The organism is Cardinium endosymbiont of Sogatella furcifera (assembly GCF_003351905.1).
In the GTDB taxonomy this organism is placed as follows: Bacteria; Bacteroidota; Bacteroidia; order Cytophagales; family Amoebophilaceae; genus Cardinium.
In genome coordinates, this window is sequence record NZ_CP022339.1 from 412,987 (window position 1) to 438,481 (window position 25,495).

Below are 25,495 nucleotides of genomic sequence, written 5' to 3' on the forward strand. Positions count from 1 at the left end.
TTACAAGAACAACACTCCTGGAAAAAGTCGTGGTGTAGAAATTGGCATCATACAGATGATGAGGATATCTTTCTGTTAGGGTGCGCTGCCACCCATTGCGCCCAATGGCGGGGCTTGGCAGTAGTAGATGGACGTTGTTTACTATGGCACAAAGCTATGGCTAGTGCATCTGAATCATCTAAAAAAGTAAACGGAGTCGCTATATGAAGCAGATGGCCAACCATAGTAGCAACTTGTTCCTTTGAAGCATTTCCATTTCCCGTAACCGCTTGTTTGACCTTACGTGGCGCATATTCTGTTACAGGTATTTCACAAGCCAAGGCTGCTGCAATCGCTACACCCTGTGCCCTACCTAACTTAAGCATGGATTGTACATTGGTGCCATAGAAAATGGATTCAATGGCGACCTCATCTGGTGCATGTTTTTGCAGCAATGCAATCATATGTAAATAGATATGGCGCATCCGTAACATATGTCCTTTGTATTTTTTTAATTGTAAAACACCATGTTCTATTAATTTTACCGCATTGCCTGTTTCCGCTTCTTGAATAATACCGAAGCCCATAATCACACTACCAGGATCTAATCCTAGAATAATTCTTCCACGCATAGGGTTGGTTTGGTTCAAAGGTATTGTATGCCTTGAAGTTAAGTAAAAAATCTAAAATAGCACCTGCCTAGCCTGTTTCATGCAACCCACTACAACTAACGTATCTACCGAAAGCGTTACCTTACACGCCCAACAAAATGTTACATAGTTGAAAAAAAGTCAATAATCACCTAAATTAGTGGCCTACCGGTCTCGTAGTTCAACGGATAGAATAGAAGTTTCCTAAACTTTTGATGCAGGTTCGATTCCTGCCGAGACCACGCTACTGTCAGGGTAAAACTAAAAGTGCCTAATAGCCTTACATTGTACAATGAGGCCACCTTTAAATGGACGCCGTTGTAGGGTCGCCCTCTATTCTAAGGTTATTCATAATAAAATTCCGCCGTTCTGGTGTATTTTTACCCATATAAAAGGATAGTAAATCCCCTAAGCCCGCATGGGCAGCTGGTGTTACAGGAACCAACCGAATGGCTACGCCTATAAAATGGGCAAATTCATCAGGAGATATCTCCCCTAACCCTTTAAAACGGGTAATTTCAGGTTGTGCGCCCAGTGACTGGATGGCTAGCTCTTTTTCCGCTTCGGTGTAACAATAATGCGTCGTTTTTCTATTGCGTACCCTAAAAAGGGGAGTCTCTAATATATAGAGATGACCGCTATAGACTAATTCTGGAAAAAACTGCAAAAAATAGGTTAATATAAGCAACCGGATATGCATGCCATCTACATCAGCATCTGTAGCAATAACGATCTGGTTATACCGCAATCCATCTGGTCCATTGGCAATATTTAAAGCATGCTGTAATAGATTAAACTCTTCATTCTCATAGACCAGTTTTTTGGACTGCCCAAAACAGTTGAGTGGTTTGCCCCGCAATGAAAATACAGCTTGTGTGTCCACATTACGGGATTTAGTAATAGAACCACTAGCAGAATTACCTTCTGTAATAAAAATAGTACTATCTAGACGATTGGGATGTTTGGAATTAAAATGAATATGACAGTCCCTTAGTTTTTTATTGTGTAAATTCGCCTTCTTGGTTTTTTCATGGACTAACTTTTTAATACCGGCTGTTTCTTTACGCTCACGTTCAGACTGAAAAATACGCCTTTGTACTATTTCCGCTATAGATGGATTTTTGTGTAGATAATTATCTAATTCGCTTTTGATAAAGGTTATAATAAAACTACGAATGGTAGGGCCCTCAGGACCCATCTGTTGGGAACCAAGTTTTGTTTTGGTTTGGGATTCAAAAATAGGTTCTTGCACCTTAATGGAAAGCGCAGCGATTAATCCGCTACGGATATCCGAAGCATCAAACTCTTTTTTATAAAATTCGCGTATTGTTTTTACAATGGCTTCTTTTAAGGCATTTAAATGGGCGCCTCCCTGAGGGGTAAATTGCCCATTAACGAAAGTATAATAGACCTCATTAGAAAGTGTATGATGGTGGGTTAGCGCTAGCTCAATATCTTGTTTTTTTAAATGAATGATCGGATAAGCATAGGTTTCAGGTGCCGTTTTAGCTTGTAATAAATCCAAAAGTCCACCCCGAGAATGGTATTTTTTACCGTTTAGATGTATAATAAGCCCTGTATTTAAAAAAGTGTAGTGCGCAATTTGCTCTTCTATAAACTGGGGCACAAAAGAAAATTGCTTAAAAATAGCGCCATCTGGTTTAAAGATGATATGGGTTCCATTGGGCTCATGGGTAGCTAGGATCTCTGATTCCTCTAACAATACGCCAGCAGAAAACGTAGCTGATTTGGTGCACCCATCCCGAAAAGATTGCACTTTACAATAAGCGGAAAGCGCATTAACCGCTTTTATACCTACCCCATTTAACCCTACGGACTTTTGAAAAGCTTGGCTATCATATTTCCCCCCTGTATTGATTTTAGCCACACAGTCTACTAACTTACCCAATGGAATGCCCCTTCCAAAGTCTCGCACAGAAACATGCTGGTCTCCAGATATTTTTATTTCAATTTTTTTACCATAGCCCATTACAAACTCATCTACACTATTATCTATAACCTCCTTGAGGAGTATGTAGATACCGTCATCTGGTAGACTGCCATCACCCAATTTACCAATATACATACCAGGGCGCAACCGGAGATGCTCTTGCCAGGCTAGGGAGCGGATATTTGCTTCTGTATAATGAGGAATGGCCATATTAGATAGAAATTATGATACGTTTGAAACCAACTGACGCGTTGTGGTTTGCCCACTACCTAAAGCATCCAACCTATGTAGACGGATCATCTAAGGCAAGATGCACTACAGTTTCTATCACATTTTGGGCTGCTTGCGTGAAATGATTAAAGTCTATAGTTGCTATGGTATCAGTTGCTTGATGATAATTGGGATTTCTCAAATTAGCTGTATCTGTAATCATACAAGCAGGAAATCCTTCTAAAGCAAACGAACCATGATCAGATCGGTAAACATTCGGCATCCATCCAGGGAGCACGATAGGGTGCATAGGAAATGGTTCAGACCTTACTTGATTATAACAGGCTATCCATTTCTTTTGAAATGCCCTGGACTGTAAATCACCTAACATGATAAGAAAGTTCCCTTGCTCTCCATAAAAATATTTTAACCATTTCAGATACCAAGGATAGATTTGGCTGCCAGGCTTGTTAGAGAAATAACTGATGCTTTCAAGGGATACCATCCCTATAATGACCTCCCCTTTTTCTTTTGCTTGCTTGGCATATTGCACACTGCCCATATTGCTACCAAAGGGTTTGCCCGTCTGCACATCTAAACTATAAGGTGCCTCTTCATTAGGGAAAGCGACTAATTTTATCGTACACTTAATTTTTGTTTTATCCTCTAATTGCGTGCATAGCTCATACATATGCCTTGCGATTTCTATTAAAAGGGCAATACCAGAGCCATTGTCATCTGCTCCTGGTGTTCCGTAAACCGTGTCATAGTGTGCCCCGATTACAATACATGGTGTACTGTTTTTTGTATCCATACCATTGGGTATGCTTGTATTACCTGGAATAACTACTTCTATATTTTGCACATCAAATTTTTGATGGTTATAGGTTGCACGATACGTAGTTATATTAGGTTGGTACCCGATCTCTTTAAAGGCATGATCAATATATCGAGCGGCTTGACACAGTTTTTGGTAACATACTTGGTTCTCTATGTTTCTTGGACCAATAGTTTCTGATAAATAAGCTATATGCCGCTGTAAGTTCTTCTTTAGTGCTGCGTCTGACATCCTCGAGATGGTTGTACCTGTTTGTACAGGTGGATTTATACATGCGCCATGCGCAAGGGGTACAAACTTCAAAATAATGCCCATACAGCCCATGCATAGGGTAGCAAAACTTAAATAGGGCCTACACACCTTACTGTTACGCATAATTGTTACGCATTTGCTATACCTACTCATACCTTTACCGAATAAAATAGGGATGTCATGTACACTATTTTGCTATATAAAACGTTAATTTAACAGATTACTTGCCATACAAGGAGATGCTAAATTGGCAAGGTAATAGAATATTATATTTTTTACAAAAAATTTACATTGCACCGACCATGTATGGTCTAATGCTGATCTCCTGAAATAAGGATGCTATACGTTTATATAGCACTATACGGATTGATTGTAATAATAAAGTGATTAAAATATATAACGACATAGGCGTTTCTAAAACAAGTGTGCAACACTGTTTATATAGCTTAAAGTTGCATATACCCCCCAATTATAGAGTAGGTTATATTTCTGCTTCAGAAATCATAGAAGGGAATGGGCTGGAAGGGGTACGTTTACTCATTTTACCAGGAGGCAGAGATCTCTATTATATGCAAAGCTTACAGCATCAAGGAAATAAACGGATACAAGATTATCTATCAGGTGGTGGAAACTTTTTAGGCATCTGCGCAGGTAGTTATTACAGTGGGAGCTACCTCGTGTTTGCACCAGGAACACCTATTGAGGTTATAGGTTCTAGAGCACTGGGTTTATTTCAAGGCGTAGTCAAAGGCCCTGTATTAGCACCTTATTATTATGGATCCTATAAAGGTGCATCTGCTGCACGTGTGCTCATAACTACAGATGCGCAAGCATCTTATGTTTATTATAATGGTGGAGGCTATTTTGTTGATGCAGACAAAGTGGACCATACAACTGTACTAGCCCGTTATCAACATGGAGAAGCAGCCATAATACAGTGTAAGTATGGCCTTGGGCGTGCCATTTTAAGTGGTGTCCATATAGAATATGATCCTTACATGATGCAAGCGCCATCGCTTCAGTCTATTCAAAAGACTTTAAAAAAGTATAACAGACAAAGAATTAAGTTATTGAAGGATCTATTAGCCCTAGTATCCATTCAGTAAACCTGCTTGCTGATACCTAGCATTCAGGCAATAGGTACACTTTACGACTACATGGAAGCCTTGCTTGGCTACTGGACTATGCTACACAACGCCACCGAAGTTTCGTTGTTGTTTTTGAAAAAAAGTTAAGGCTTCCATCAAGTCCTCTTTCTTGAAAGCTGGCCAATATAAATCTGTAAAATACAATTCTGAATAAGCAGATTGCCAGGGCAAAAAATTACTTATGCGTTTTTGACCACCTGTACGTATCAACAAATCAATATCAGGCAACTGCCTTGTGTTTAAATATTCTTTATATATAGTTGGTGTAATTTTAATATGATAATCATGTGCAAATTTTATAAAATGCTCAAAACGGGAATTGCTATCAAAGCCCTTATTGAGAAATTCATGCACTATTTTATGCAAAGCATCCTTAACGATCGCCTCAGAGGCAGCTACTACTTCCGCCTGGCCGCCATAATTGATGGCAACAGTTAAGTGTAATTTAGTATTATCCTTGGTAAGCGTTATGGCCTCGTTTAATTTTTCCCAGCAAAAATCAGGTATCCCCTTTGTCTCCCCTACCACACGAAATTTAATATTATATTTAGAAAATAGATGGATATTCTCAGCAATACCTTCCGTAATCACTCTAAAAATGGTATCTATTTCTTGCGCGGGGCGACTCCAATTTTCAGTAGAAAAAGCATACAGGGTTAAATAGGAAATGCCTTGCTCCAAACATCCAGTTATCACCTCATTGACCGCTTTTTTTGCATTTTTATGTCCATATGATCTATCCCCTATGGCTTTTTTCCCCCATCGGCCATTACCATCCATAATAATGGCAACATGCCTTGGTTTTTTTTGTAAGCTAGGTGAAGGGCTGGCATCATACTGATTTGAAGAAGTATATCCAGGTAGTAGGGTAAATAGCAGGGCACAGACTATAAATACTTTGCTACATAGATTCACTACAATAAGGGAAAATGGATTTTTTTTATCTGTCATTACAGCAAACAGGTTACGCATCTGAAAAGCTTCTTTTTACCTTAAATGAATAGCATCCAACACCATTAGAAAAAATATAGCGGCAGGACCCCACTACTCGTGAGGATACGGCCACAATTTAAACAAAATCATAATATACTCCAAAAGAACCCAGACCTATTTGTCCGCTATAGAGGTCTATAGTAATTGATCAGAAAAGCAATTTAACTGGATCAAAGGTGTGTCCGTTGGGCGGCAATGTGTGCGGTAATGCTTTTAATGCATTCAGCAGCCTCATCTTGTGGATTGATTTGCAGATAGGGACATAGATCCAGTTGGAGCGCTTGTTGGTATGCCTGTTTAATGGCTTCAAAGCGCTCTTGAGGCATTTGATCAAATGCGTCCTGTTTGTTTCTGGTCTGGTTGCGCAATTGGAAGCGATCGAAACCGATATCACAGTATATGCATAGATCTGGCATTAAGCCAGAAAAGGTACGATGCATGGTTAAAAAAGGTGCCCAATATTGGGGTGTATCTGTGAGTTGATAGGCTATGGTAGAAAAAATAAATCGATCAAAGATGAGCACATCTACATCATCTACCCATGCTTCTTGATGAATCAATTCATGTCGTGCTGCTACAAAGAGTAAAAATTCAGTAATAGGGTGGGCACCTTCACTTTTAAGGGTTAAGATGGTTTGCCAAATTACTTCTGTATTTTTATTCCCTTTAGGATCATGCAACAATTTTACACGATAAAATTGGTTTAACGCAGCTTGAATCTGGTACGCCAAAGTCGTTTTCCCAGCAAGGTCTACCCCTTCAACAACCAAAACGAATGGGCTACGTTGCCTACGGGTAATCAAATTTTCCATATACTTCACGGTCAAGACTAAAAATTACAGCTAAAGCTGAAAAACCAATGGTACCACCTAAAAATACAAATAAATCGCACGACCCATGAAACAATTCAGTTTTCGTTAAATTTAGGTATATTGGAACCCAACCATTCAGTAGACTGCTTGCAAAGCACTCGTGGTCCTTTGCGCGCCGATACGGTGGTTTAACCCCTCACGCACATCTAGTACGTTACCGTTTTGTGCGTCGTTGCTGCATCATAAGCGCATTTCAAAAGAAATCTAGTGATACAGTAGTCCAGGAATAATTTTAATATATGATGAGTGCTATTCAAGATTTTTTTTCCTTCTCTGATCCCAATGTACGCAACGTACTATTAGGCACCATCCTGCTGAGTACCAGTAGTGCTATGATTGGTGCATTTGCCCTGCTCAAAAGAAAGACTTTAATCAGCGATTCCATTGCACATGCCGTACTACCTGGTAGCTGTTTGGCTTTCTTCCTAACTGGAGAAAAAAACTCTATTTGGCTTATTATAAGTGCTTTTATTACAGGTTGGCTGGCCTCTATAGCCATTGATCAAATCACAGCCCATTCCAAAATAAAGCAAGATGCAGCCATTGCTATCGTTGCTTCCGTAGCGTTTGGCTTTGGTAGTTTTTTGCTATCTATATTGCAACATAGTGGTCAAGCGAGCCAAGGGGGCTTAAAATCGTTTTTATTAGGTAGTGCGGCTACCCTACTACGAGCAGATGTGGTACTGCTACTCTGGTTGGGCTTGCTCATCATTTTAGTTTTATGCTTGTTTTTCAAAGAATTTATGGTTATTGCTTTTGATCGTCTTTTTGCGCAATCGATCGGTATTCCTGTTAAAAAAATGGATTTTTTGTTTACCAGTTTAATGGTGCTTTCCATTGTCATTGGCATTAGGGCGGTAGGTGTCGTATTGATGAGTGCCATGCTGATTACGCCAGCCACTACGGCACGATTCTGGACGGCTAAAATTTCCTATATCATGCTATTTGCTACATTGATTGCACTATTTGCTTCTTTAACAGGGGCGTTCATTTCTTATATGGTTCCTGCTATGCCTACTGGGCCTTGGATTGTACTGATTATGTCACTTATCGCTTATGGTTCTTTTCTTGTTTCTTGGTGTTGCCGCATACTCAAAAAAAATGGATCATAGATGCTACCACTTACTTTGCCTTCCTTTGGTTATAAAACCAAGCAAGTATTAGATAAAACCTATATTTTAGATCTGGTACGTAAAAGATATGTATTGCTCACACCAGAAGAATGGGTACGGCAACATATGCTGCATTACTTGATTCATCACTGTGGGTATCCTAAGGGGTTATGCTGTTTGGAAAAAAGAATATATGGGGGAAAAAGGTATTATAGGCCTGATATTATATGCTGCGATAGATTGGGTACCGCTAAAATGGTGGTAGAATGCAAAGCCCCCTACATCACCCTGACCAACGCAACCTTAGGGCAAATGATGCAATACAACCGACAGCTTGCTGTAGCGCACTTAGTAGTCACCAATGGGATCAGCCATTTTTGTTGGCAGTGGGAAGCAACCTTAAGGCAATTTCAAGCGATAAGCTATATTCCAACCTATCAAGCATGATCCATTAGTGGCTGGCATCTATACCCAACTATTCCAAAAGCTTGATGGAAGCCTATTGGAAAAGACCCTAAAGCTTATTCGCAGATGCATAAAAAAAGCAAGCCGAATATCGCGCTGCTACAACCACTATACCCTTGTTCCCTTCCAGGCCTGGGGGGATTAAGTAGGAGCTAGCCGTACCGGCTTGCCGTAGTAAATTTAGTGTTTTTTATTGAAATTAAAAAGTTTGTGTTCAAACAATGAGCGCCAACTTAAGGGAAATCTATTCTAGCACAGAGCTACCTATTCATGAAACTGATTAGTAAGGCATTTTTATTTTTACTTTTTTCTTGATAAACAATCAGTGACTTGAACAAACCCCTGCCCATTAGTGCGTTATGCATCTAATAAGCCATCTGTATAACGTTTTATAAATGCAGCCAACGGTTCTCCTTCTAAAAGACCTTGTGCCAGTAGAGCCAAGTGATAAGCCTGTTCCACCAATGGTTTTTGTACCGCTTGATCAGTAGTAGCAAGGATTTTCTTTGCCAAAGGATGATTCCCGTTAATGGCTACATGCATGGAGCGGAAAGCTTGTTGTTTGGCCTCATTGCCTTGTGCAAATTGTGTCATACGCTTCAAATGCTCAGAAGTGATAAAAGCCACAGGCAACTCTTCTGGTAACATAGCAGCTACATTCCAAGTAGTTTGCTCAGCGCCAATAATGGTTTCGTAAATAGATTTTAATCTTTCTCTTTCTTCTTCTGTAAGGATATGTGCAATTGCTTCTTCTTTTTCAATTAAATTACCAATGGTATCGGTATCAACGCCTTTGAATTTAACCTTATCCAATTTATATTCAGCAAAATTAATAAAGTTCGTATCAATCTGGCTATTCAATACCAATACATCATATCCTTTTTGTTGTGCTGCTTGTAAATAGGTAGCCTGTTTTTTAGGATCTGTGGTATAAAGTACAATCAAATTACCATGTTTATCAGTTTGATTTTTAGCGATTGTATCTTTGTACTCAGCTATGGTATAATAGTGGCCAGCTGTGTTTTGCAAAAGTACAACGTCCCTGATCCGTTCATCAAACTTAGCATCGGTTATCATCCCATACTTGATAAAAAGCGCAATATCATTCCATTTGGCTTCGTACGCTTTACGATCTTGCTCGAACAGTGTTTCTAGCTTTTCTGCTACCTTTTTAGCAATATAGGTATTGATTTTTTTTACATTACTATCTGCTTGTAAAGCGCTTCTAGATACATTAAGCGGTATATCCGGTGAATCAATAATACCATGTAACAAACGTAAAAAGTCTGGGATCACTTCTTTCACATCATTGGTAATAAACACCTGCCTTGCATAGAGTTGAATGGTCTCTTTTTGCTCAAAGTAATTGGCCGCTTTAGGGAAATAGAGTATGCCTGTTAATGTAAATGGATAGTCAATACTTAGATGAATCCAAAAAAGTGGATCTTCTGCAAAAGGATAAAGCTCTTTATAAAATTTAAGGTAGTCTTCGGGTTGTAAATCTGCCGGCCGTTTGATCCATAGTGGCATGGTGTTATTGATCACCTTTTTATCAAATACGATTTCTACCGGTAAAAAGCGACAATGTTTATCTAAGATGGCATGAATGCGCTCTGGTTTCAAAAATTCTTCAGCCTCTTCCGAAAGATGCAAAATAACCTCTGTGCCTACTTCGTTTTTTTCAGTAGGATGTATTTCGAAATGCGTAGTACCATCACAACTCCAATGGGCGGCTTGAGCAGCTGGTTGATAAGATTTCGTAACAATCTCAACTTTTTTAGCTACCATAAAAGCGGAATAAAAGCCCAACCCAAAAAAGCCAATGAGTTGATGTTGATCTACTTGTTCTTTATATTTTTCTACAAATGCAGCAGCACCAGAAAAAGCAATTTGGTTGATATATTGTTTAATTTCATCAGCCGTCATGCCCAATCCATGGTCTTTAATGGTGAGTGTCTTGGCTGATGCGTCCAACAGCACCTCTACCTGTAACGTATCCGTGACGCCTTCATAAAGGCCCATAGCAGCTAACTTCTTAAGCTTTTGAACCGCATCGACTCCATTGGCCACTAATTCTCTTAAAAAAATGTCCTGATCGGAATAAAGAAATTTTTTAATAATCGGGAAAATATGTTCCGTATGCACGGATATGGTTCCTTTTTCGTTCATGACTAATATATATTTAGGTTAAGTCTATTGATGCTGTAATTACCCCTATTAGACGTGTCTATTCACGACGCTGGTCAGTAAGGCGTTTTTCTTTTAACAAAAGCCCAGTGACTGGAACAGATACGATTAGACCAGGCTAAATAGTGACTATACCAGCTAAGTTTGTAACTGGTCAGGCACCCTTGCTAGCAGGGACTATTTTTTTACAAATCCCATTTATATGGCCCCAAAATAGGTGATTTTGCCTATAGGGCTGCTTATATCTAATGCTATCATTGCGATAATACAGCAGTACAAAAACCATGCCAATACATCCATGACCCTACCTTTATGACAGTCTATTTATCGTACCCACCCACTGCTTTTTGCACCTCTACGTTAAAATATATTTTTATTTACGTTAGCGGTTATGGACCGCACGCTTTGCTATCGAAGACGCAGCCGTTGGTTGCAGCGCAACAGCGGGTTTTGAAGGTGATATGGTTCCAATATTGTCTATAAAATTAACTGTGGTGCCATGCCCTCCTGCATAAGCGTCCAATATATTGAATATATACCAAGCAATGGCAATGATAATAAATAGATCACGTGTACGCGCACATTCCTTAATACGTTTTTCGGTGAATGCAGGATTCGGTTTATCCTTACCAGTCATAAGCAATGTACGCTTATGATCGTTCATTTCTTGATGCTCTGAATAGATTCTAGCACCAACCAAAGCAAAGCCCACATAAAGGCAAGGCACCTTCCAGTAATCTTTATTATACACTTGTCCAAGTCCAGGCACTACCATAGAGGCCAGCCAACTGCGCTGTATCATAGCCTCTATAGGCATAGTTTTATACAATAAGGCTGCGTGATCTCCCTGGCCAGGCGATAGATCATTGCCTTTATGTTGTACAGCATAGAGGCATCGAGGCGCACCGTTGACCAAACCGGGTAAACCTGGCTGATATGGTAACGCAATGGCTTGCGTAAGGCAAGAGAAATATAACCCTATTACCACCATGAAATAAAAATTATAACGCACCTTCATAGCTTACTTTGTATGCGAAATGATGGCCACAATTCTTCCTAATTCCTCCTCAGAATCAAATAAAATTTTGATTTCTCCTTGCTTTTGTGCATCTGCTTTTATAATTACCTTTGCATTAAATTGTTGGGTTAATTGCGTAGTGGTATTTTTTAATTTTGCCTTAAAAGAAGGATGCAGGTGTGTTTTAGTTATTTTTTTCAAATGGTCAGTAGCAAACAGGTCTTGGACTATTTTTTCTACTTCTCGCACAGAAAGGGCATCTGCTAGAATCTTTTTCAATACGCTTAACTGTATCTCTGGGGTCTGAAGATTAATCAAGGCTCTGGCATGCCCCATAGAAATTTTTTGATCTCGAAGTGCAATTTGAATATCAGGAGGTAGTTTAAGCAATCGAAGGTAATTATTAACCGTTGTTCTATCTTTTCCAACCCGTTCTGCTAATGCTTCTTGTGTTAGTTTGCAATCTGTCAACAAACGTTGGTAACTCAGTGCAATTTCAACCGCATTTAACGACTCACGTTGGATATTTTCAATAAGTGCCACCTCTAACATATGTAGATCATCAGTGGTACGTATATAAGTAGGTACCTCCTCTAAACCAGCCAATTTAGCAGCACGTAGGCGTCGTTCTCCAGCTATTAACTGATAGGCGTTACTGTCTAGTTTACGCACAGTAAGGGGTTGTATAATACCATGTAACTTGATAGACGCGCTTAACTCATCTAATGTTTCTTGGTTAAAGTCTTGACGAGGTTGACAAGGATTAATGGCAATGGATGCGATTTTAATCATTTTAAAAAAACGCTCAGCAGGATCAGCAGAGGCTTCACTATGTGCTCCCTGCAACAGGGCACTTAATCCCCTACCTAATACTCTATTTCCTTTTGTAGGCTGCATAATTGAATATTTTATATCAGACTTCTTTTAAACATCACTGTTCACTCACACGTTAATCCGAATGTAAAACCGAGATCTATACGTACGGTTTTACGCACTGCGCAATCATGAGCGCCAAAGCAGTATATTATTGCTTAGCGCCACTAGTAATTTCTTCAGCAAGACTAAGGTAACTCACCGCTCCTTTACTATCCGCATCATAAATAATGGCTGGCATACCAAAACTTGGTGCTTCACTTAACTTAATATTTCTTGGAATAATGGTTTCAAAAACCATGCTTTGAAAATGTTTCCTAACCTCTGCTACAATTTGATTCGCCAAACGAAGCCTCGCATCATACATCGTCATCAATATACCCTCTATTTCCAGGTTAGGATTCAAACGAGATTGGATAATTTTAGTTGTATTTAACAGCTTGCCTAGTCCTTCTAAGGCAAAGTACTCACACTGCACCGGTATAATTAAAGAATCCGCAGCGGTAAGTGCATTAATGGTGATTAAGCCTAAAGAGGGCGCACAATCTACTATAATGTAGTCGTAAGTGGGTGTTATGACCTTTAGCGTTTCTCTAATACGCCCTTCTCTATTCTTAAAGTTAACCATCTCCACTTCTGCACCCACTAAGTTGATATGAGAAGGCAAAAGATCTAGATGAGGCACACTGGTTGGTTGAATCAATAATGTAGGGTCTACAGCCTCTACAATGCATTCATAGATACTGCGTTCCACTTCCTCTGGCTTAATGCCTACACCAGAAGTTGCATTTGCCTGTGGGTCAATATCAATAAGAAGGGTTTTCTTTTCTAATATAGCAAGACTTCCTGCCAGGTTGATAGCAGTAGTAGTTTTGCCAACGCCACCTTTCTGATTTACAATCGCTACGATTTTTCCCATAAACACTGCGATTTATTCGCATAAATTTTACAAATTTCAGCCATACCCCAAATCCTCATTTTCTATTCCCCCATAGCCAAGGCAATGTAATAGCTAAAAAAAATAAAAATCAAGTAAAAAAAATAAAACTAAATAAAACTAAATACTACAAAAAGCACCAAAAAAAACAACGGACCAAATCACAAACGATTTCATTACCTTATGATTACCATATTATATAATATACCAATCCTCCAATCTATGAAAAAATAAAAATATATCAAAAAGTCGCTTACTAAGTATTTACCGCTTACTTTTTAAGTCTTATAAAGCCATATTTTTTTACCACAATGGCTACCATTTGGACCAATTGTACAACCCTATTAGCATAAAAAACATCCTTTGTAAAACATTACTGAAAGTAGAACGAAAATAGAAGCTAGCCCTTTAGCGCTTACTCCAGTTGTTTTGCGATGCATCTGTAACCCTACCTTCTAACCGAAACTTTGTAAGGCATGTTTACTGCTTGCTTTGGGGTAGCGCGGCTATCGCTGGATAGACACATAGCTTGGAAGTTTATCGTCCTAAATAAACCATTAAAATAGAAATATCAGCTGGACGCACACCACTAATCCGAGAAGCTTGGCCTAACGTAGCAGGTCTTTGTTTGCGCAACTTTTCTAATGCTTCTGCAGAGAGTGCTTTTAAATTGGCATAGTCAAAATCATTTGGAATATGGTAATCTTCTAATCGTTCCATCTTCTCTACAAGCTCCTTTTCTTTTAGAAAATAAGGTTCATACTTAACCTGAATGCTCACCTGCTGCAACACCTCTTGTTCATACACAGAGAGGACATTGGCTTGCTGCTTGTCTAATGCAAGCAGATCATTAAAATCAATTTCAGGTCTTTTTAACAATGTGTAAGCAGATTGTACTTCTTCTATTAAGCTTGCACCTATTGCTTCTAAAGTGGGATTCATGTGCGCTGGCTGTATCTTCCATTGTTTCAAAAAATGAAAGACAGCAACAAGGGATTCTTTCTTTTTGGATAGCCTTTGCAACCGATCATCATCCACCAAGCCGATCGCATGCCCCCGTTCTGTTAAACGTAGATCTGCATTATCTTGCCTGAGTAAGATACGAAACTCAGCCCGTGAAGTAAACATGCGATAGGGCTCTTCCGTACCTTTTCCCACTAAATCATCTATTAAAACACCAATATAGGCCTCGGACCTTTTGAATACCACTGGATTCTGTTCATTGATCTTTCTATACGCGTTAATCCCTGCCATGAGCCCCTGACAGGCCGCTTCTTCATAGCCTGTAGTACCATTGATTTGGCCTGCAAAGTAAAGATTTTGAATCAACTGGGTTTCTAGGGTATAGCACAACTGCGTAGGAGGAAAATAATCATATTCAATCGCATAACCAGGGCAGATCATTTTTGCCTTTTCAAAACCAGCTATAGCCCTTAGCATCTTTAACTGGATGGCTTCTGGCAATGAAGTCGACAACCCATTTACATAGACCTGAATGGTATGCCAACCCTCTGGCTCCACAAAAATTTGATGACGCTCTTTATCTGCAAATCTATATACCTTATCTTCTATAGAAGGACAGTAACGAGGACCTACCCCTTGCACCTGGCCATTATAGATCGGAATATCGGCCAAATTATCCTTAATAAGGTTGTGTAGCGCTGGATTGGTATAGGTAATATAACAGCTTTTTTGCTTTGTAAGCCGCGTTCCACTTAAAAAAGAAAAACGGCCTGGCAGCGGATCACCTGGCTGTATTTCCATTTTGGTGTAATCTAATGTTCTACCATCCACACGAGGAGAAGTCCCTGTCTTCATCCTTCCTGTTTCAAAACCCAATTTTTGAAGCTGCTCCGTAATACCCGTAGCCGCCCTTTCTCCAGAGCGCCCCCCGGTCATTTTTTTTGCACCAATATGAATCAGACCATTTAAAAAGGTCCCATTGGTTAAAACAACCGCTTGACTCTCGATCGTAATACCTAAAGCGGTTTGGACACCCTTTACCCTTCCCTCCTTAATCAGCAACGATACAACCATATCTTGCCAAAAATCGAGATTGGGCAATGATTCAAGGGCACTTCGCCAACACGCCGAGAATAACCCTCGATCATTTTGGGTGCGAGGACTCCACATGGCCGGCCCCTTTGAGGTATTCAACATTCTAAACTGTATGGCTGATTGGTCCGCTACGATACCAGAAAAGCCTCCTAAAGCATCGACCTCCCGAACAAGTTGCCCTTTGGAAATACCTCCCATGGCTGGATTACAAGACATTTGGCCAATCGTCTGCAAGCTCATGGTAATCAACAAAACCTTAGCGCCTAATCTAGAAGCCGCCGCAGCTGCTTCACAACCCGCATGACCACCACCCACTACAACAATATCGTAGGCAAGTAACATAATTTTAAAAATGTTTCACGTGAAACATACCCATCATAATGAGATAAAGAAAAGGCCTGCCATCCAACGGGTTATCGATTTAGCTAACCGACTGCTGAGAGGAGAACCTATTGTAGCTACATAGGATCGGTATCATTGATGATCAGGTAACATATTACCACTTCACCGATAAAAAACAATAAAAATAGACGACCCAAAGCAATAGGCTCCTGGACCACAGTGGATTGGTGTAGATGCCTAATAATAAAGTGGGTAGCTATAGATCACAACCCTTACAGAACCGGAGCGTTCATCAGTAAATCACGACCGGGAAAGAAAAACGCAATTTCTGATGCAGCTGTTTCATCTGAGTCTGAGCCATGAATAGCATTATAATCAATAGAAGTAGCAAAGGCCTTTCTAATGGTACCATCCGCAGCTTCTGCTGGATTGGTAGCGCCCATTAGTTTACGCAGATCTGCTACGGCATGCTCTTTTTCCAAGACCATAGCCACCACAGGACCAGAGGCTATGAAACTACATAACTCTTTATAAAAAGGGCGATGCGCATGCACGGCATAAAAGTGCTCAGCAGCGGCTGGGGTTAACTGAAGCATAGAAATGGCATGTATAGAAAACCCTGTTTTTTCTATCATGGATAGTATAGCACCAATATGATTGGCACGAACTGCATCAGGTTTAATCATTGAAAATGTGTATCTTCCTTGCATCTTTTTTATTTAATGAATGTAATAATAAGGGATATATCTATCAGTTTTTTATAATTAAAAAAGGTATCTGTTCACATTACTGGTTAGTAATGCATTTTTATCCACTTTTTTCTTGATAAAAAAGTGGATAAAAAATCAAGTCCTCGGTAAAATACCGCTGAAAGTGCCATCTTACAGATGGAAAAACAGAAAGCGCCCACTGCGTGGGCTTTTAATGAACTGTTTTTCCTAATCATCTCTCAGATGCCACTTTCTACACCGCGACTTTTTACAGGGTCGGTTCTTTTGACGCAAAAAAACATCGCGCTGAATACATACTAAAAAAGATCTGTCTGTACAGGGTCAAGCCTATCCCTGTGAATAGGTTAAGTTTTTAACAAACATAACGTTTCATCGAGGTATGTTTACAAATATAATACTTTTTAGCCCTTAGCCAAGGATTAGGTAGATGGTATTTGTATGATGTCTAGTGATTTTTATAGAAAAAAGAAATTCTAATTTTATCAAGGCAAAAGCGCATTTGGGAAAGTTTTTACAGCTGTTTTTTGCTTAAACGTCAATATTCGATCAAAAGAGTCATTGGCCAGGCAAAATTATAGCTATGATCAAATGTCAAAATCAATTCGAAAAAATAACAATATTGATCAAGTTGCTACTTGTTGAGCTTAAACTTGATCAGACTAAAGAAGGTATAACACAACTATCCGAATCACACAGCTAAATGGATACAAAAAACTGCATAGCATAAAATAATATTTCAACAGTAATAAGACATTATTCTTTTTTTTGCTAGAGCGTAATAAAATATGCGCGTTGCTATCACCCTACATTAATCTCACACGTTTTACTATCCATTACGCTATTACATGGAATTGTGGATAAGTTATTAAACTTACCCACAGACCCACATAAATTTGCTTAGGAAGATAATACCCTTTGAATAAAAGAAAAAGTAACCATAATAGTCAAAAAATTAAAGCTGGAAGATTTATAAAGGAGTAGGTTACTAACAAATGATCATAAATACAAATTTTTTAGTTGATATTGGTAATATGCACCTATACCTAACTCCTTAGGGGGCATAAACACTACTATTTAACAACCTGAATAGCGCTAAAAAATCAACTAAATAACAAAAAATAGCCTATATTTAAGACACTTTTTGGTTTGATTAAACCAAAAAGTGTCTTAAATTATAAGTAGAAACAAATGGTAAAAAATAGGGAGATAGTTGTAAAACAGTTGGGATTAATAGATTATAAGGAAGCATTGGCGGTTCAAGAGGCCTATTATAAGGCCATTATAGAGCGAAAGTGTGGGCGTTTGACAGCGCAACAAGCTAGTCAACCCTCACCTGCCAGCTACTTGCTTTTTTGTCAACATCCTCCTGTATACACGCTGGGTAGAAGGGGCGTTATGGACCAGCTATTGGTCGATGCTACTACTTTAGAAGCAGCATCGATTGCCTTATATCATGTAAACAGAGGTGGAGCAATTACCTATCATGGGCCAGGCCAGTTAGTGGTCTACCCTATTATTGATTTGGAGTTGTTTTTTACAGATATACACCGTTACCTGCGCTTGCTTGAAACAGCAGTTATAGAAACGTTGGCCTATTTTAATATTCCATCCACCCGGTTCCCTGAACTAACCGGTGTATGGTTACCAGCAGATCAAACAACAAAACGGTGCGACCGGAAGATTTGCGCCATTGGCATTAGGGTAAGTAGATGGGTGACCATGCATGGACTGGCGCTAAACGTAAATAACGATCTGGCGCCTTTTGGCAACATTATACCCTGCGGGATCTCTAAAGCAGTCACATCTATGCAACAAGAATTAAACCAAACTATTGCCCTAATGACTGTTTCAGACATTTTAGAGCAAAAAATTTTAAATAAGTTAAATTTTGTATAAAGTTTGTATAAAGTTTTTATTTAAAATAAAGTAGCAAATATTTATATTGTACTTATAGTGCTGATTTGACACCATAGGATGCTTTTTTGAATATTGAAACAGGCAAAGCTCGATCATACATGGATGGAAGGAATCTGATCAACAGGTTCTTTGCCTACTGATTAATTTGACAATACCAGATGCAACATAGAGGAGAAATTATTGAAAACGTAGTGAGAAGAAGCGGTATCTCTCTTTCAATATTAGCTTCAAAAATGGATGTAAGCAGAAATACGCTCTACAATAGATTTAAGGATCAAAACGTGAGCTATGACTTTATATTAACCTTAGGGGCGGTGCTACACTATAATTTTGCGGTGCATTTTCCTGAGATGAAGTCCGATAGCCCGCTTCCAGACGATCCCCGTGCAGAATTGTTCCAGCTTGAGCGGAAATACAAAACACTATTGGAAAAATATCATTGGTTACTGAAGTTTTTGCTGAAAAAATCGCAAGATGCGGACCAACATGCCTTACATAAACAAATTCAAGAGCTAATCAATTCCTCTTCTTTCTTAAATGAAGTATGTTAACCGTGCCTACAAAGATTAAAAAAGCATTGGGCCAACATTTTTTAAAAGATGTTGTGGTGTCAAATCAAATCGCCAACCTATTAACAGATGAAAGTCTTGTAGGAACGGTAGTGGAAGTGGGGCCCGGTAGAGGTAGCTTAACAGACAGGTTGCGTACTAAGCCTATTGCTCGGTTATGCCTTGTAGAGGTAGATCGTGACCTTATACCCTACCTAAAAAAGAAATATGCTGATCTAAGTGACCGCATCATAGAGGCAGATTTTTTAAAGCTATCCCTAACAGAACAGTTTCAAGAGGAACAATTAACGATTATTGGTAACTTTCCCTATAATATTTCTTCCCAAATCTTCTTTAAAATTTTAGATAATCGCCATGTGGTAAAGGAAGTAGTAGGAATGGTCCAGAAGGAAGTAGCACAACGGATAACTGCTCCACCAGGTGGTAAAGTGTACGGCATGCTTAGTGTGTTTTTACAAGCATTCTATACCATAACCTACCACTTTACAGTGCCTCCTCACCTCTTTCTACCGCCACCTAAGGTAGACTCTGCGGTTGTTACCATGCATCGCAACAATGTACAAAAACTGCCCTGCAATGAGTTGCTATTTTTTCAAATAGTCAAAAGTGGTTTCCAACAACGTCGGAAAAAGTTACAAAATGCTTTGCGTGCTTTCAATATTACCCATATAGGACATGCAGATCTGTTGCATAAACGTGCAGAGGAATTAAGTGTCACTGAATTTGTAACACTAACCAACGCATTGACTACCAAAGGGAATTTGAACCTATGCGCAACTGATTCCTAACCACTAGGTAAGCACCATTAGGTCCAGATAATCTTTTTAAGACCAATCAAAATGGTTTGTACAGATGATAAAAATTGCTTAAAATAAAAGGGGTTTTATGCTTGGGGTACCTATCATGTATAACTTTGCATACCCATTTGCCATCCGACTTTAATTTTAATGAAAACATAATTGACTACATAAGGTATATCAAGCCATCCATCTGCTGCTTAAGCAGTTATTGGTTAGGGTATAGAGGCGAAATAGTGATGCACCCTGTTCTAAATTTTATGCATACATTTTTATCAAACACTATAAGTCAATTATTTTTAATATACTTTTTTGTAATAGCAAACAGCATTTACCAAGTCCTGACTTATCTATGATACGCTATAACGCCCCTCTGCTAATGGTATTGATCTTTTTGTTATTAACCTTAGCAGTAGGTCTTTACGTTAGCGAAAGGGCAACTACCTTTCGAGCATATGCTGTAGGTAATAAGCGGCTACACACGACTACCTTAGTCGTTACTGTGTTGGCTACGACCTTTGGAGGGGGAGGGCTGATGCGCACTGTATCAAAAGTTCATGCTATGGGCCTGCACCACATAGTTGTAATTTTTGCTTTACCATTGGGTTTATGGATCAACAGTTTACTGGTGCTGCGTATGGAGCCATTTATGGCGCATCTTTCTATTGCAGAGACGTTAGGTAGCGTATATGGCAAATACACAAGGCTTATTGCTGCGCTATTAAGCATCTGCTTTTCTATTGGTGTGGTTGCGATTCAAATCAATGTAATGTCCTCCGCCATTGGCATGTGCATCCATTTAATTGATCCGCGCATCGTAACGGTTCTAGCAACCTTAATTCTTATTGCTTATGCGATGGTTGGGGGTATTCGTTCCATTACGATTACAGATATATGGCAATTTGCAACCTTTACGATTATTATTCCTCTGCTTATTAAATTTGTATTTATAAAAACAGATCAATCATTTTTAGAAGTTATATGCACGCTAAAAAAGCAAGAAAAATTTCAATTCAGCCAGCTTTTTCAATGGAATAAAGAACAACCATTGAAACTTATTTGGGATAGCCTATCGGTAGCATGCTTCCTAGATCCATCTGTTGTACAGCGCGCCTATATGGCTTCTGGCCCCATTCAAGCCTATAAGGTTTTTTGCCGTGCCACGCTTTTTAGCGTTATCATCATAGGGTGCATTGCCTCTATTGGTTTACTTGCGTTTGTAGGGAATCCAATGCTGCCGCCAACAACCATTTGGCCATACATTCTAGCTGATATGCCCCCTGTTTATAAAGGATGTGTCGTTCTAAGTTTATTAGGGATGACCATGTCTACAGCTGATTCTAACCTACACACTGCAGCCATTATGGTTAGCCATGATATCGTAGAAAGTATTCGAGGCATAAAAACCATCCCCTATGTGCATCAGCTTCGGCTGGCTAAGTTGACTACATTAGTCACTGGTCTTCTGGCTATGATTATAACAGTTTATTGTTCTGACTTGATTCAATTAAGCAGGTTTGTTTTTACTTCTATTATGACTTTTTTTAAAATTATCATCATACCTCCTTTTAGCTTAGCTGTTTTTGGTTTTCGAGGCAGCGCACGCACAGCTTTGATCGGAATGACAATAGGTATACTGACTGCTTTGACTTTGAAAAAGTGGCTTCAACTGACCATAGGGATAGGTTGGGGATTACTTCCCATGGTAGCCAATGGCTTAGCTATGATGGCCACACATTATCTGCTGCCACAACCGACTGATAAAGGGTGGATTCCAAAGAACCATCAACAAAAAAGAATACAACAGCTGATACGGGCATTTAAAAAATATAAAAAAAGTATAGACCTAGAATAAGGCATGCTTAACCTTACTTTTTTCGTGTCTATGAATTTTTACAGGGGCGTTGTTCTTCTAACAAAAGAACCCGTGAATTGTTTCGGGATGGCGTGGCCATACGGCTGCATGAATGCCACACCATTGCCTAAACGATGGACCCGATATCTATTGAGAACCATCTAAAGAGGGTATGGGCACTGCTACCACCTGAGGTTGGCTGTAATCAACCCCTTCTACCTCAAAACCAAATAATTTATAAAATTCATGACGGTACCCTATAAAGTCAGTAAGCGCAGCTACATTGGTATCATCTACTTTTGGCCAAAGTTCCGAAACAGCTTGTTGGACATCTTCCCGCATCTCCCAATCATCGATACGAATCAAACCCTGTAGATCTACAGGCACCTTACCATCTTGTCTATACAAATGATCTGCGTATAACCTATACATCTGTTCTATACACCCCTCGTGTAGCTTTTTTTCTTTCATGACCTTGTAAAGCAATGAAATATAAAGCGGTACGACCGGTATAGCTGCACTTGCTTGGGTCACCAAAGCTTTATTCACAGCAATAAACGCCTGCCCATCAATAGAACGGAGCCGCTGCTGTAACACTTGACTTGCTGCTGCTAAATCTTTTTTTGCTTCCCCAATGGTTCCTTTGGAGTAGATTGGATCTGTTAGCTTGGGCCCAAGGTAAGTGTAAGCTATGGTTTGTGCAGCCCTAGCCAACAATTGCTCCTCTAACAAAGCCTCCATCCACATGATCCAGTCTTCACCTCCCATTACTGCCACTGTATCTATTACTTCTTGAGGCGTTGCAGGTTCAATACAAATATTCGAAAGATGCCCACTTATGATATCAATGGTTTTATTGCTATAAGGTAGCCCAATAGGTTTTAAAGTAGATTTAAAAGCTATACCCGTTTGAGGATGGATGCGCCGAGGGGATGCAAGGCTATAGATAACCAAATCTACTGCACCACCCCAATCTTGTTTTATTAACGCAATGGTTTCTTGCTTGATAGCATCTGAAAACGCATCCCCATTAATACTTTTAGCATAAAGCCCTGCTTGATGGGCAGCTTGCTCAAAAGCAGCTGCATGGTACCAGCCAGCAGAAGCGGTTCGCTTATCGTCAGCTGCTCGCTCCAAAAAGACGCCTATAGTCTGGGCTTGCGCACCAAAAGCAGCCACGATTCTACTGGCCAAGCCATAACCAGTAGAGGCACCTATGATAAGCACCTTTTTAGGACCAGAGGCAATTGGAGGATGACTAGTTACATATCTGATTTGTTCATCTACATTTTTTGTACAACCTGCTGGATGGGCCGTGGTACATACAAATCCACGTACCTTTGGTTCTATTAGCCTATTCATTTTAAGGAATCGTTGATTTATTTACGAAGGTATGTGCGGTAAGCCCTTCTGAGTCATCCGTGGCATCTTCAACTGTTTCAGAAGATAGGTCAGTTTCTGAAAGGTAATCACGCTTATAGCCATTTATGACGCTATGCTCCTTACCCATTTTACACTTCCCATCAAAACAAGCTCCTTCTTCAAAGACCAGTTTGCTGGCCATAATATCGCCCCATACGGTTGCGGTTGACTTCAATACAAGCAACTCGATCACCTCTATGGTTCCCTTTACCTCCCCACCAATTTCAGCATTTTGTGCTACAATATTGCCTTCCACCTGAGCAGTATGACTCAAGACCACCTTCGCTTTTGTCTTGATACCACCTGTTATTTTACCCTCTACACGCAAATTGCCTGTAGTATTTATATTGCCTTCTAGGTGAGAACCCTGCCCTATAATGTTGCTAATAGTGACAGGATTTGTACCCTTTATCTTGTTGTTAAACATCTTTTCTAGGAATTAATATAATCTTCCGGATTTAGTGCAACGCCTTCGCTCCAAAGCTCAAAGTGCAGATGTGGACCGGTAGAAATTTCTCCAGAATTGCCCATAAGGGCTACTACATCGCCTGCCCTAACCAAGTTACCAACTTTTTTAAATAAAATGGCACAATGTTTACAGATTGAAACCATATTATCATAGTGCTGAATCACAATCACCCAGCCTGTATCAACGGACCAATCAGAAAAAATGACAATACCCGTTGATATGGCCTTAATGGGGTCCTTGTCTTTGGCCACAATGTCTACGCCATAATGATTGCCTTCCCTATGGAAGGGTTTTGTAATCATACCATTAATAGGGGGCACTAAGCAAGTGGGCCTATTTGCACCAGCTCTTTTCTGACTGGTTGATACCACTACAGAGGGCTCAGGTTTTACGTCCGCTTCCACGGGTTCCACAAACGTAGAAGGGAGGGGCAATGGTTGTTTAGAGGTGCCGTGAATGATCTTTTGGAGCGTGGCAATAAACTCCGTTTGGGAAGTAATTTGCTGTTCTAATTCTTCTACGGTAGCAGCTAAAGAAAGTATTTTTCTTTGATTTTCTGTTTCTATATAGATGGGATTCATCCATCTGGCTAAAACCGTTTTAGATAGCCACAGGCTGATGCCAAAACTTATAGATAACCAAGATAAACACACGGTAATAATGGTAGCATAGCTAAAAGGAGGCGTTATATGTTCTGCAAAATTTTCAACATTTCGAATCACCAGCTGATATCTGCGTTCGAAATAATCCCAAAAACTTCTATGTGTACGCAATGATCAACTTATTTACGGTTATCCTTTTTAAAACCACGCCTATCCATTGTGCTTAGGGTTTTGCTTAAAATCTTTTAAAGATTGTGGGCGGCATTGGATTCGAACCAACGACCTTTCCGATGTCAACGGAATGCTCTAGACCATCTGAGCTAACCACCCTTAAGGGCACAATCACTTGGTAAAAAATTTAATGCATATAAAACCTGCATACCTCATAGAGCCGTCGCTTGATATAGGCCGCTCTTTTCCGTGCGCACGGGGGGACTCGAACCCCCATGCCCGAAAGCACCACCCCCTCAAGATGGCGTGTATACCAATTTCACCACATGCGCAAAAACTTCAGCTGCTTTATACTTTAATTTCAGCTGAAATAAACCTATTGAATTTAGTATATATTAGGGTATTTGCCAAATATTGCATGGATGATTTGGCATACCCATAGTATGCCCAAAAAAAATCGAACACAAATATTTTAATTGATTTATTATAGCGTGTAGTGTACGTTCTTAAAATAAATTTATCAGATGAAAAGAAATAAGATTAGGTGTCAATCAGTCCCCGCTATTGCGTGAATAGACAGCCTTAATGCCCATTAAGGCTCAAGTTGGTTGCATTCCATCCATCAGCACTCAACCTAGACGTAACATTGCGCTCATTGAAGGCGGCCGATGTTGCATGCAATGTCGATGGCATTCCGCTCTTCAATGTATTTGTTCCTAAAGGGAACACAGCAGTGCTATGATTCACCTTAGTTGCATTAAATTTTAATGGTTCCTCGCAAATGAATGTGAAATAGCCAAGACCAATCAATAGCATCAAAAGTATACACCATGCTGTATGGATATAATTTTTATTATAATTGCCATAATGGTGATTGTATACACTTGTTTCGTTTATTACTACATGGTAACGATAGATATCATGTCTATTTTGCCTGCCTTCTGCTACACGCGAACCAAATATTTGCCTTGTATGGACGCAAGAAGATAAGGTGCTTAGGCTCAATAGTCCCATAAATAGACTTGCCTTATAGTGGATATATTTTTGCTTCATAGCATTTTGAGCGATTGCATCCAT

The 25,495-nt window shown here is 39.6% G+C and carries 22 protein-coding genes and 3 tRNA genes; 8 read left to right on the forward strand and 17 right to left on the reverse strand.

The window, feature by feature from the left end; translation table 11 throughout:
* Positions 1-47 precede the first annotated feature (47 nt).
* On the reverse strand, positions 48-629 hold the full coding sequence (gene ruvC / locus CE557_RS01785) for a crossover junction endodeoxyribonuclease RuvC (RefSeq protein WP_223245914.1): 582 nt from the start codon (positions 627-629) through the stop codon (positions 48-50).
* Positions 630-799: 170 nt separating this feature from the next.
* On the opposite strand from ruvC, the gene CE557_RS01790 reads away from it, so the two are divergent.
* Positions 800-871 (forward strand) — tRNA-Arg (locus CE557_RS01790).
* Between the two features lie 62 nt (positions 872-933).
* Here CE557_RS01790 and CE557_RS01795 read toward each other — a convergent pair.
* On the reverse strand, positions 934-2,790 hold the full coding sequence (locus CE557_RS01795) for a DNA topoisomerase IV subunit B (protein WP_114909908.1): 1,857 nt from the start codon (positions 2,788-2,790) through the stop codon (positions 934-936).
* A gap of 73 nt (positions 2,791-2,863) precedes the next feature.
* Positions 2,864-4,003: a M28 family peptidase gene (locus CE557_RS01800; RefSeq protein WP_162789938.1), complete on the reverse strand. Its 1,140-nt coding sequence runs from the start codon at positions 4,001-4,003 to the stop codon at positions 2,864-2,866.
* A 260-nt stretch (positions 4,004-4,263) separates the two neighbouring features.
* Between CE557_RS01800 and CE557_RS01805 the strand changes: the two genes are divergently transcribed.
* Complete coding sequence (locus tag CE557_RS01805; RefSeq protein ID WP_114909910.1) at positions 4,264-4,986, forward strand: BPL-N domain-containing protein; 723 nt, start codon at positions 4,264-4,266, stop codon at positions 4,984-4,986.
* 81 nt (positions 4,987-5,067) lie between these two features.
* On the opposite strand, the gene uppS is transcribed toward CE557_RS01805, so the two are convergent.
* Both uppS and tmk read right to left on the reverse strand, forming a co-directional pair.
* On the reverse strand, positions 5,068-6,000 hold the full coding sequence (gene uppS, locus CE557_RS01810) for a polyprenyl diphosphate synthase (RefSeq protein ID WP_114909911.1): 933 nt from the start codon (positions 5,998-6,000) through the stop codon (positions 5,068-5,070).
* Between the two features lie 191 nt (positions 6,001-6,191).
* Entirely contained in the window at positions 6,192-6,833 is a 642-nt protein-coding gene (tmk, locus tag CE557_RS01815) for a dTMP kinase (RefSeq protein ID WP_114909912.1), read from the reverse strand.
* A 302-nt stretch (positions 6,834-7,135) separates the two neighbouring features.
* Between tmk and CE557_RS01820 the strand changes: the two genes are divergently transcribed.
* Entirely contained in the window at positions 7,136-8,005 is an 870-nt protein-coding gene (locus CE557_RS01820) for a metal ABC transporter permease (RefSeq protein WP_162789939.1), read from the forward strand.
* On the forward strand, positions 8,006-8,452 hold the full coding sequence (locus CE557_RS01825) for a type I restriction enzyme HsdR N-terminal domain-containing protein (RefSeq protein ID WP_114909914.1): 447 nt from the start codon (positions 8,006-8,008) through the stop codon (positions 8,450-8,452).
* Between the two features lie 375 nt (positions 8,453-8,827).
* On the opposite strand, the gene htpG is transcribed toward CE557_RS01825, so the two are convergent.
* From htpG to ndk, 6 genes are all read right to left on the reverse strand, one after another.
* Complete coding sequence (gene htpG / locus CE557_RS01830) at positions 8,828-10,639, reverse strand: molecular chaperone HtpG (protein ID WP_114909915.1); 1,812 nt, start codon at positions 10,637-10,639, stop codon at positions 8,828-8,830.
* Positions 10,640-11,039: 400 nt separating this feature from the next.
* Entirely contained in the window at positions 11,040-11,648 is a 609-nt protein-coding gene (locus tag CE557_RS01835) for a DUF5683 domain-containing protein (protein WP_162789940.1), read from the reverse strand.
* A gap of 30 nt (positions 11,649-11,678) precedes the next feature.
* Positions 11,679-12,572, reverse strand: coding sequence for a ParB/RepB/Spo0J family partition protein (locus CE557_RS01840; RefSeq protein WP_114909917.1), 894 nt, complete (start codon positions 12,570-12,572; stop codon positions 11,679-11,681).
* A 127-nt stretch (positions 12,573-12,699) separates the two neighbouring features.
* Positions 12,700-13,467 (reverse strand): ParA family protein, encoded by a 768-nt coding sequence (locus CE557_RS01845; protein ID WP_114909918.1) that lies wholly within the window; start codon positions 13,465-13,467, stop codon positions 12,700-12,702.
* A gap of 555 nt (positions 13,468-14,022) precedes the next feature.
* The gene (mnmG, locus tag CE557_RS01850; protein WP_114909919.1) at positions 14,023-15,885 is read right to left on the reverse strand and encodes a tRNA uridine-5-carboxymethylaminomethyl(34) synthesis enzyme MnmG; all 1,863 of its coding nucleotides are present in this window, start codon (positions 15,883-15,885) and stop codon (positions 14,023-14,025) included.
* A 272-nt stretch (positions 15,886-16,157) separates the two neighbouring features.
* Positions 16,158-16,595 (reverse strand): nucleoside-diphosphate kinase, encoded by a 438-nt coding sequence (gene ndk, locus CE557_RS01855; protein ID WP_114909920.1) that lies wholly within the window; start codon positions 16,593-16,595, stop codon positions 16,158-16,160.
* Positions 16,596-17,804: 1,209 nt separating this feature from the next.
* Between ndk and lipB the strand changes: the two genes are divergently transcribed.
* The 4 genes from lipB (at position 17,805) to CE557_RS01875 (ending at position 21,754) form a co-directional block, all read left to right on the forward strand.
* Positions 17,805-18,512: a lipoyl(octanoyl) transferase LipB gene (gene lipB / locus CE557_RS01860; protein ID WP_114909921.1), complete on the forward strand. Its 708-nt coding sequence runs from the start codon at positions 17,805-17,807 to the stop codon at positions 18,510-18,512.
* A gap of 179 nt (positions 18,513-18,691) precedes the next feature.
* Positions 18,692-19,084, forward strand: coding sequence for a hypothetical protein (locus CE557_RS01865; RefSeq protein ID WP_162789941.1), 393 nt, complete (start codon positions 18,692-18,694; stop codon positions 19,082-19,084).
* A complete protein-coding gene (rsmA, locus tag CE557_RS01870; protein ID WP_114909923.1) occupies positions 19,078-19,890 on the forward strand; it encodes a 16S rRNA (adenine(1518)-N(6)/adenine(1519)-N(6))-dimethyltransferase RsmA in 813 nt (270 codons plus the stop codon). The genes CE557_RS01865 and rsmA overlap by 7 nt, the downstream gene beginning before the upstream one ends.
* A 361-nt stretch (positions 19,891-20,251) precedes the next feature.
* The gene (locus CE557_RS01875) at positions 20,252-21,754 is read left to right on the forward strand and encodes a sodium:solute symporter family protein (RefSeq protein ID WP_114909924.1); all 1,503 of its coding nucleotides are present in this window, start codon (positions 20,252-20,254) and stop codon (positions 21,752-21,754) included.
* A gap of 147 nt (positions 21,755-21,901) precedes the next feature.
* On the opposite strand, the gene fabV is transcribed toward CE557_RS01875, so the two are convergent.
* The 6 genes from fabV to CE557_RS01905 all read right to left on the reverse strand — a co-directional run bounded on the left by fabV (position 21,902) and on the right by CE557_RS01905 (position 25,471).
* Positions 21,902-23,116 (reverse strand): enoyl-ACP reductase FabV, encoded by a 1,215-nt coding sequence (gene fabV / locus CE557_RS01880; protein WP_114909925.1) that lies wholly within the window; start codon positions 23,114-23,116, stop codon positions 21,902-21,904.
* 1 nt (position 23,117) lies between these two features.
* Entirely contained in the window at positions 23,118-23,603 is a 486-nt protein-coding gene (locus CE557_RS01885) for a bactofilin family protein (protein ID WP_114909926.1), read from the reverse strand.
* A gap of 5 nt (positions 23,604-23,608) precedes the next feature.
* Entirely contained in the window at positions 23,609-24,418 is an 810-nt protein-coding gene (locus tag CE557_RS01890) for a M23 family metallopeptidase (protein ID WP_114909927.1), read from the reverse strand.
* Between the two features lie 84 nt (positions 24,419-24,502).
* A tRNA-Val gene (locus CE557_RS01895) sits at positions 24,503-24,577 on the reverse strand.
* A gap of 91 nt (positions 24,578-24,668) precedes the next feature.
* Positions 24,669-24,750 (reverse strand) — tRNA-Leu (locus CE557_RS01900).
* Between the two features lie 250 nt (positions 24,751-25,000).
* Positions 25,001-25,471, reverse strand: a complete 471-nt coding sequence (locus tag CE557_RS01905; protein WP_162789942.1) for a hypothetical protein — start codon at positions 25,469-25,471, stop codon at positions 25,001-25,003.
* Positions 25,472-25,495 lie beyond the last annotated feature (24 nt).

Excerpts from the sequence above, each read along its gene's own strand:
- CE557_RS01795 (WP_114909908.1), bottom strand. The coding sequence starts at position 2,790 with ATGGCCATTCCTCATTATACAGAAGCAAATATCCGCTCCCTAGCCTGG.
- CE557_RS01800 (WP_162789938.1), bottom strand. The coding sequence starts at position 4,003 with ATGCGTAACAGTAAGGTGTGTAGGCCCTATTTAAGTTTTGCTACCCTA.
- uppS (WP_114909911.1), bottom strand. The coding sequence starts at position 6,000 with ATGCGTAACCTGTTTGCTGTAATGACAGATAAAAAAAATCCATTTTCC.
- tmk (WP_114909912.1), bottom strand. The coding sequence starts at position 6,833 with ATGGAAAATTTGATTACCCGTAGGCAACGTAGCCCATTCGTTTTGGTT.
- CE557_RS01820 (WP_162789939.1), top strand. The coding sequence starts at position 7,136 with ATGAGTGCTATTCAAGATTTTTTTTCCTTCTCTGATCCCAATGTACGC.
- CE557_RS01825 (WP_114909914.1), top strand. The coding sequence starts at position 8,006 with ATGCTACCACTTACTTTGCCTTCCTTTGGTTATAAAACCAAGCAAGTA.
- htpG (WP_114909915.1), bottom strand. The coding sequence starts at position 10,639 with ATGAACGAAAAAGGAACCATATCCGTGCATACGGAACATATTTTCCCG.
- CE557_RS01835 (WP_162789940.1), bottom strand. The coding sequence starts at position 11,648 with ATGGTGGTAATAGGGTTATATTTCTCTTGCCTTACGCAAGCCATTGCG.
- CE557_RS01840 (WP_114909917.1), bottom strand. The coding sequence starts at position 12,572 with ATGCAGCCTACAAAAGGAAATAGAGTATTAGGTAGGGGATTAAGTGCC.
- CE557_RS01845 (WP_114909918.1), bottom strand. The coding sequence starts at position 13,467 with ATGGGAAAAATCGTAGCGATTGTAAATCAGAAAGGTGGCGTTGGCAAA.
- mnmG (WP_114909919.1), bottom strand. The coding sequence starts at position 15,885 with ATGTTACTTGCCTACGATATTGTTGTAGTGGGTGGTGGTCATGCGGGT.
- ndk (WP_114909920.1), bottom strand. The coding sequence starts at position 16,595 with ATGCAAGGAAGATACACATTTTCAATGATTAAACCTGATGCAGTTCGT.
- lipB (WP_114909921.1), top strand. The coding sequence starts at position 17,805 with ATGGTAAAAAATAGGGAGATAGTTGTAAAACAGTTGGGATTAATAGAT.
- CE557_RS01865 (WP_162789941.1), top strand. The coding sequence starts at position 18,692 with ATGCAACATAGAGGAGAAATTATTGAAAACGTAGTGAGAAGAAGCGGT.
- rsmA (WP_114909923.1), top strand. The coding sequence starts at position 19,078 with ATGTTAACCGTGCCTACAAAGATTAAAAAAGCATTGGGCCAACATTTT.
- CE557_RS01875 (WP_114909924.1), top strand. The coding sequence starts at position 20,252 with ATGATACGCTATAACGCCCCTCTGCTAATGGTATTGATCTTTTTGTTA.
- fabV (WP_114909925.1), bottom strand. The coding sequence starts at position 23,116 with ATGAATAGGCTAATAGAACCAAAGGTACGTGGATTTGTATGTACCACG.
- CE557_RS01885 (WP_114909926.1), bottom strand. The coding sequence starts at position 23,603 with ATGTTTAACAACAAGATAAAGGGTACAAATCCTGTCACTATTAGCAAC.
- CE557_RS01905 (WP_162789942.1), bottom strand. The coding sequence starts at position 25,471 with ATGAAGCAAAAATATATCCACTATAAGGCAAGTCTATTTATGGGACTA.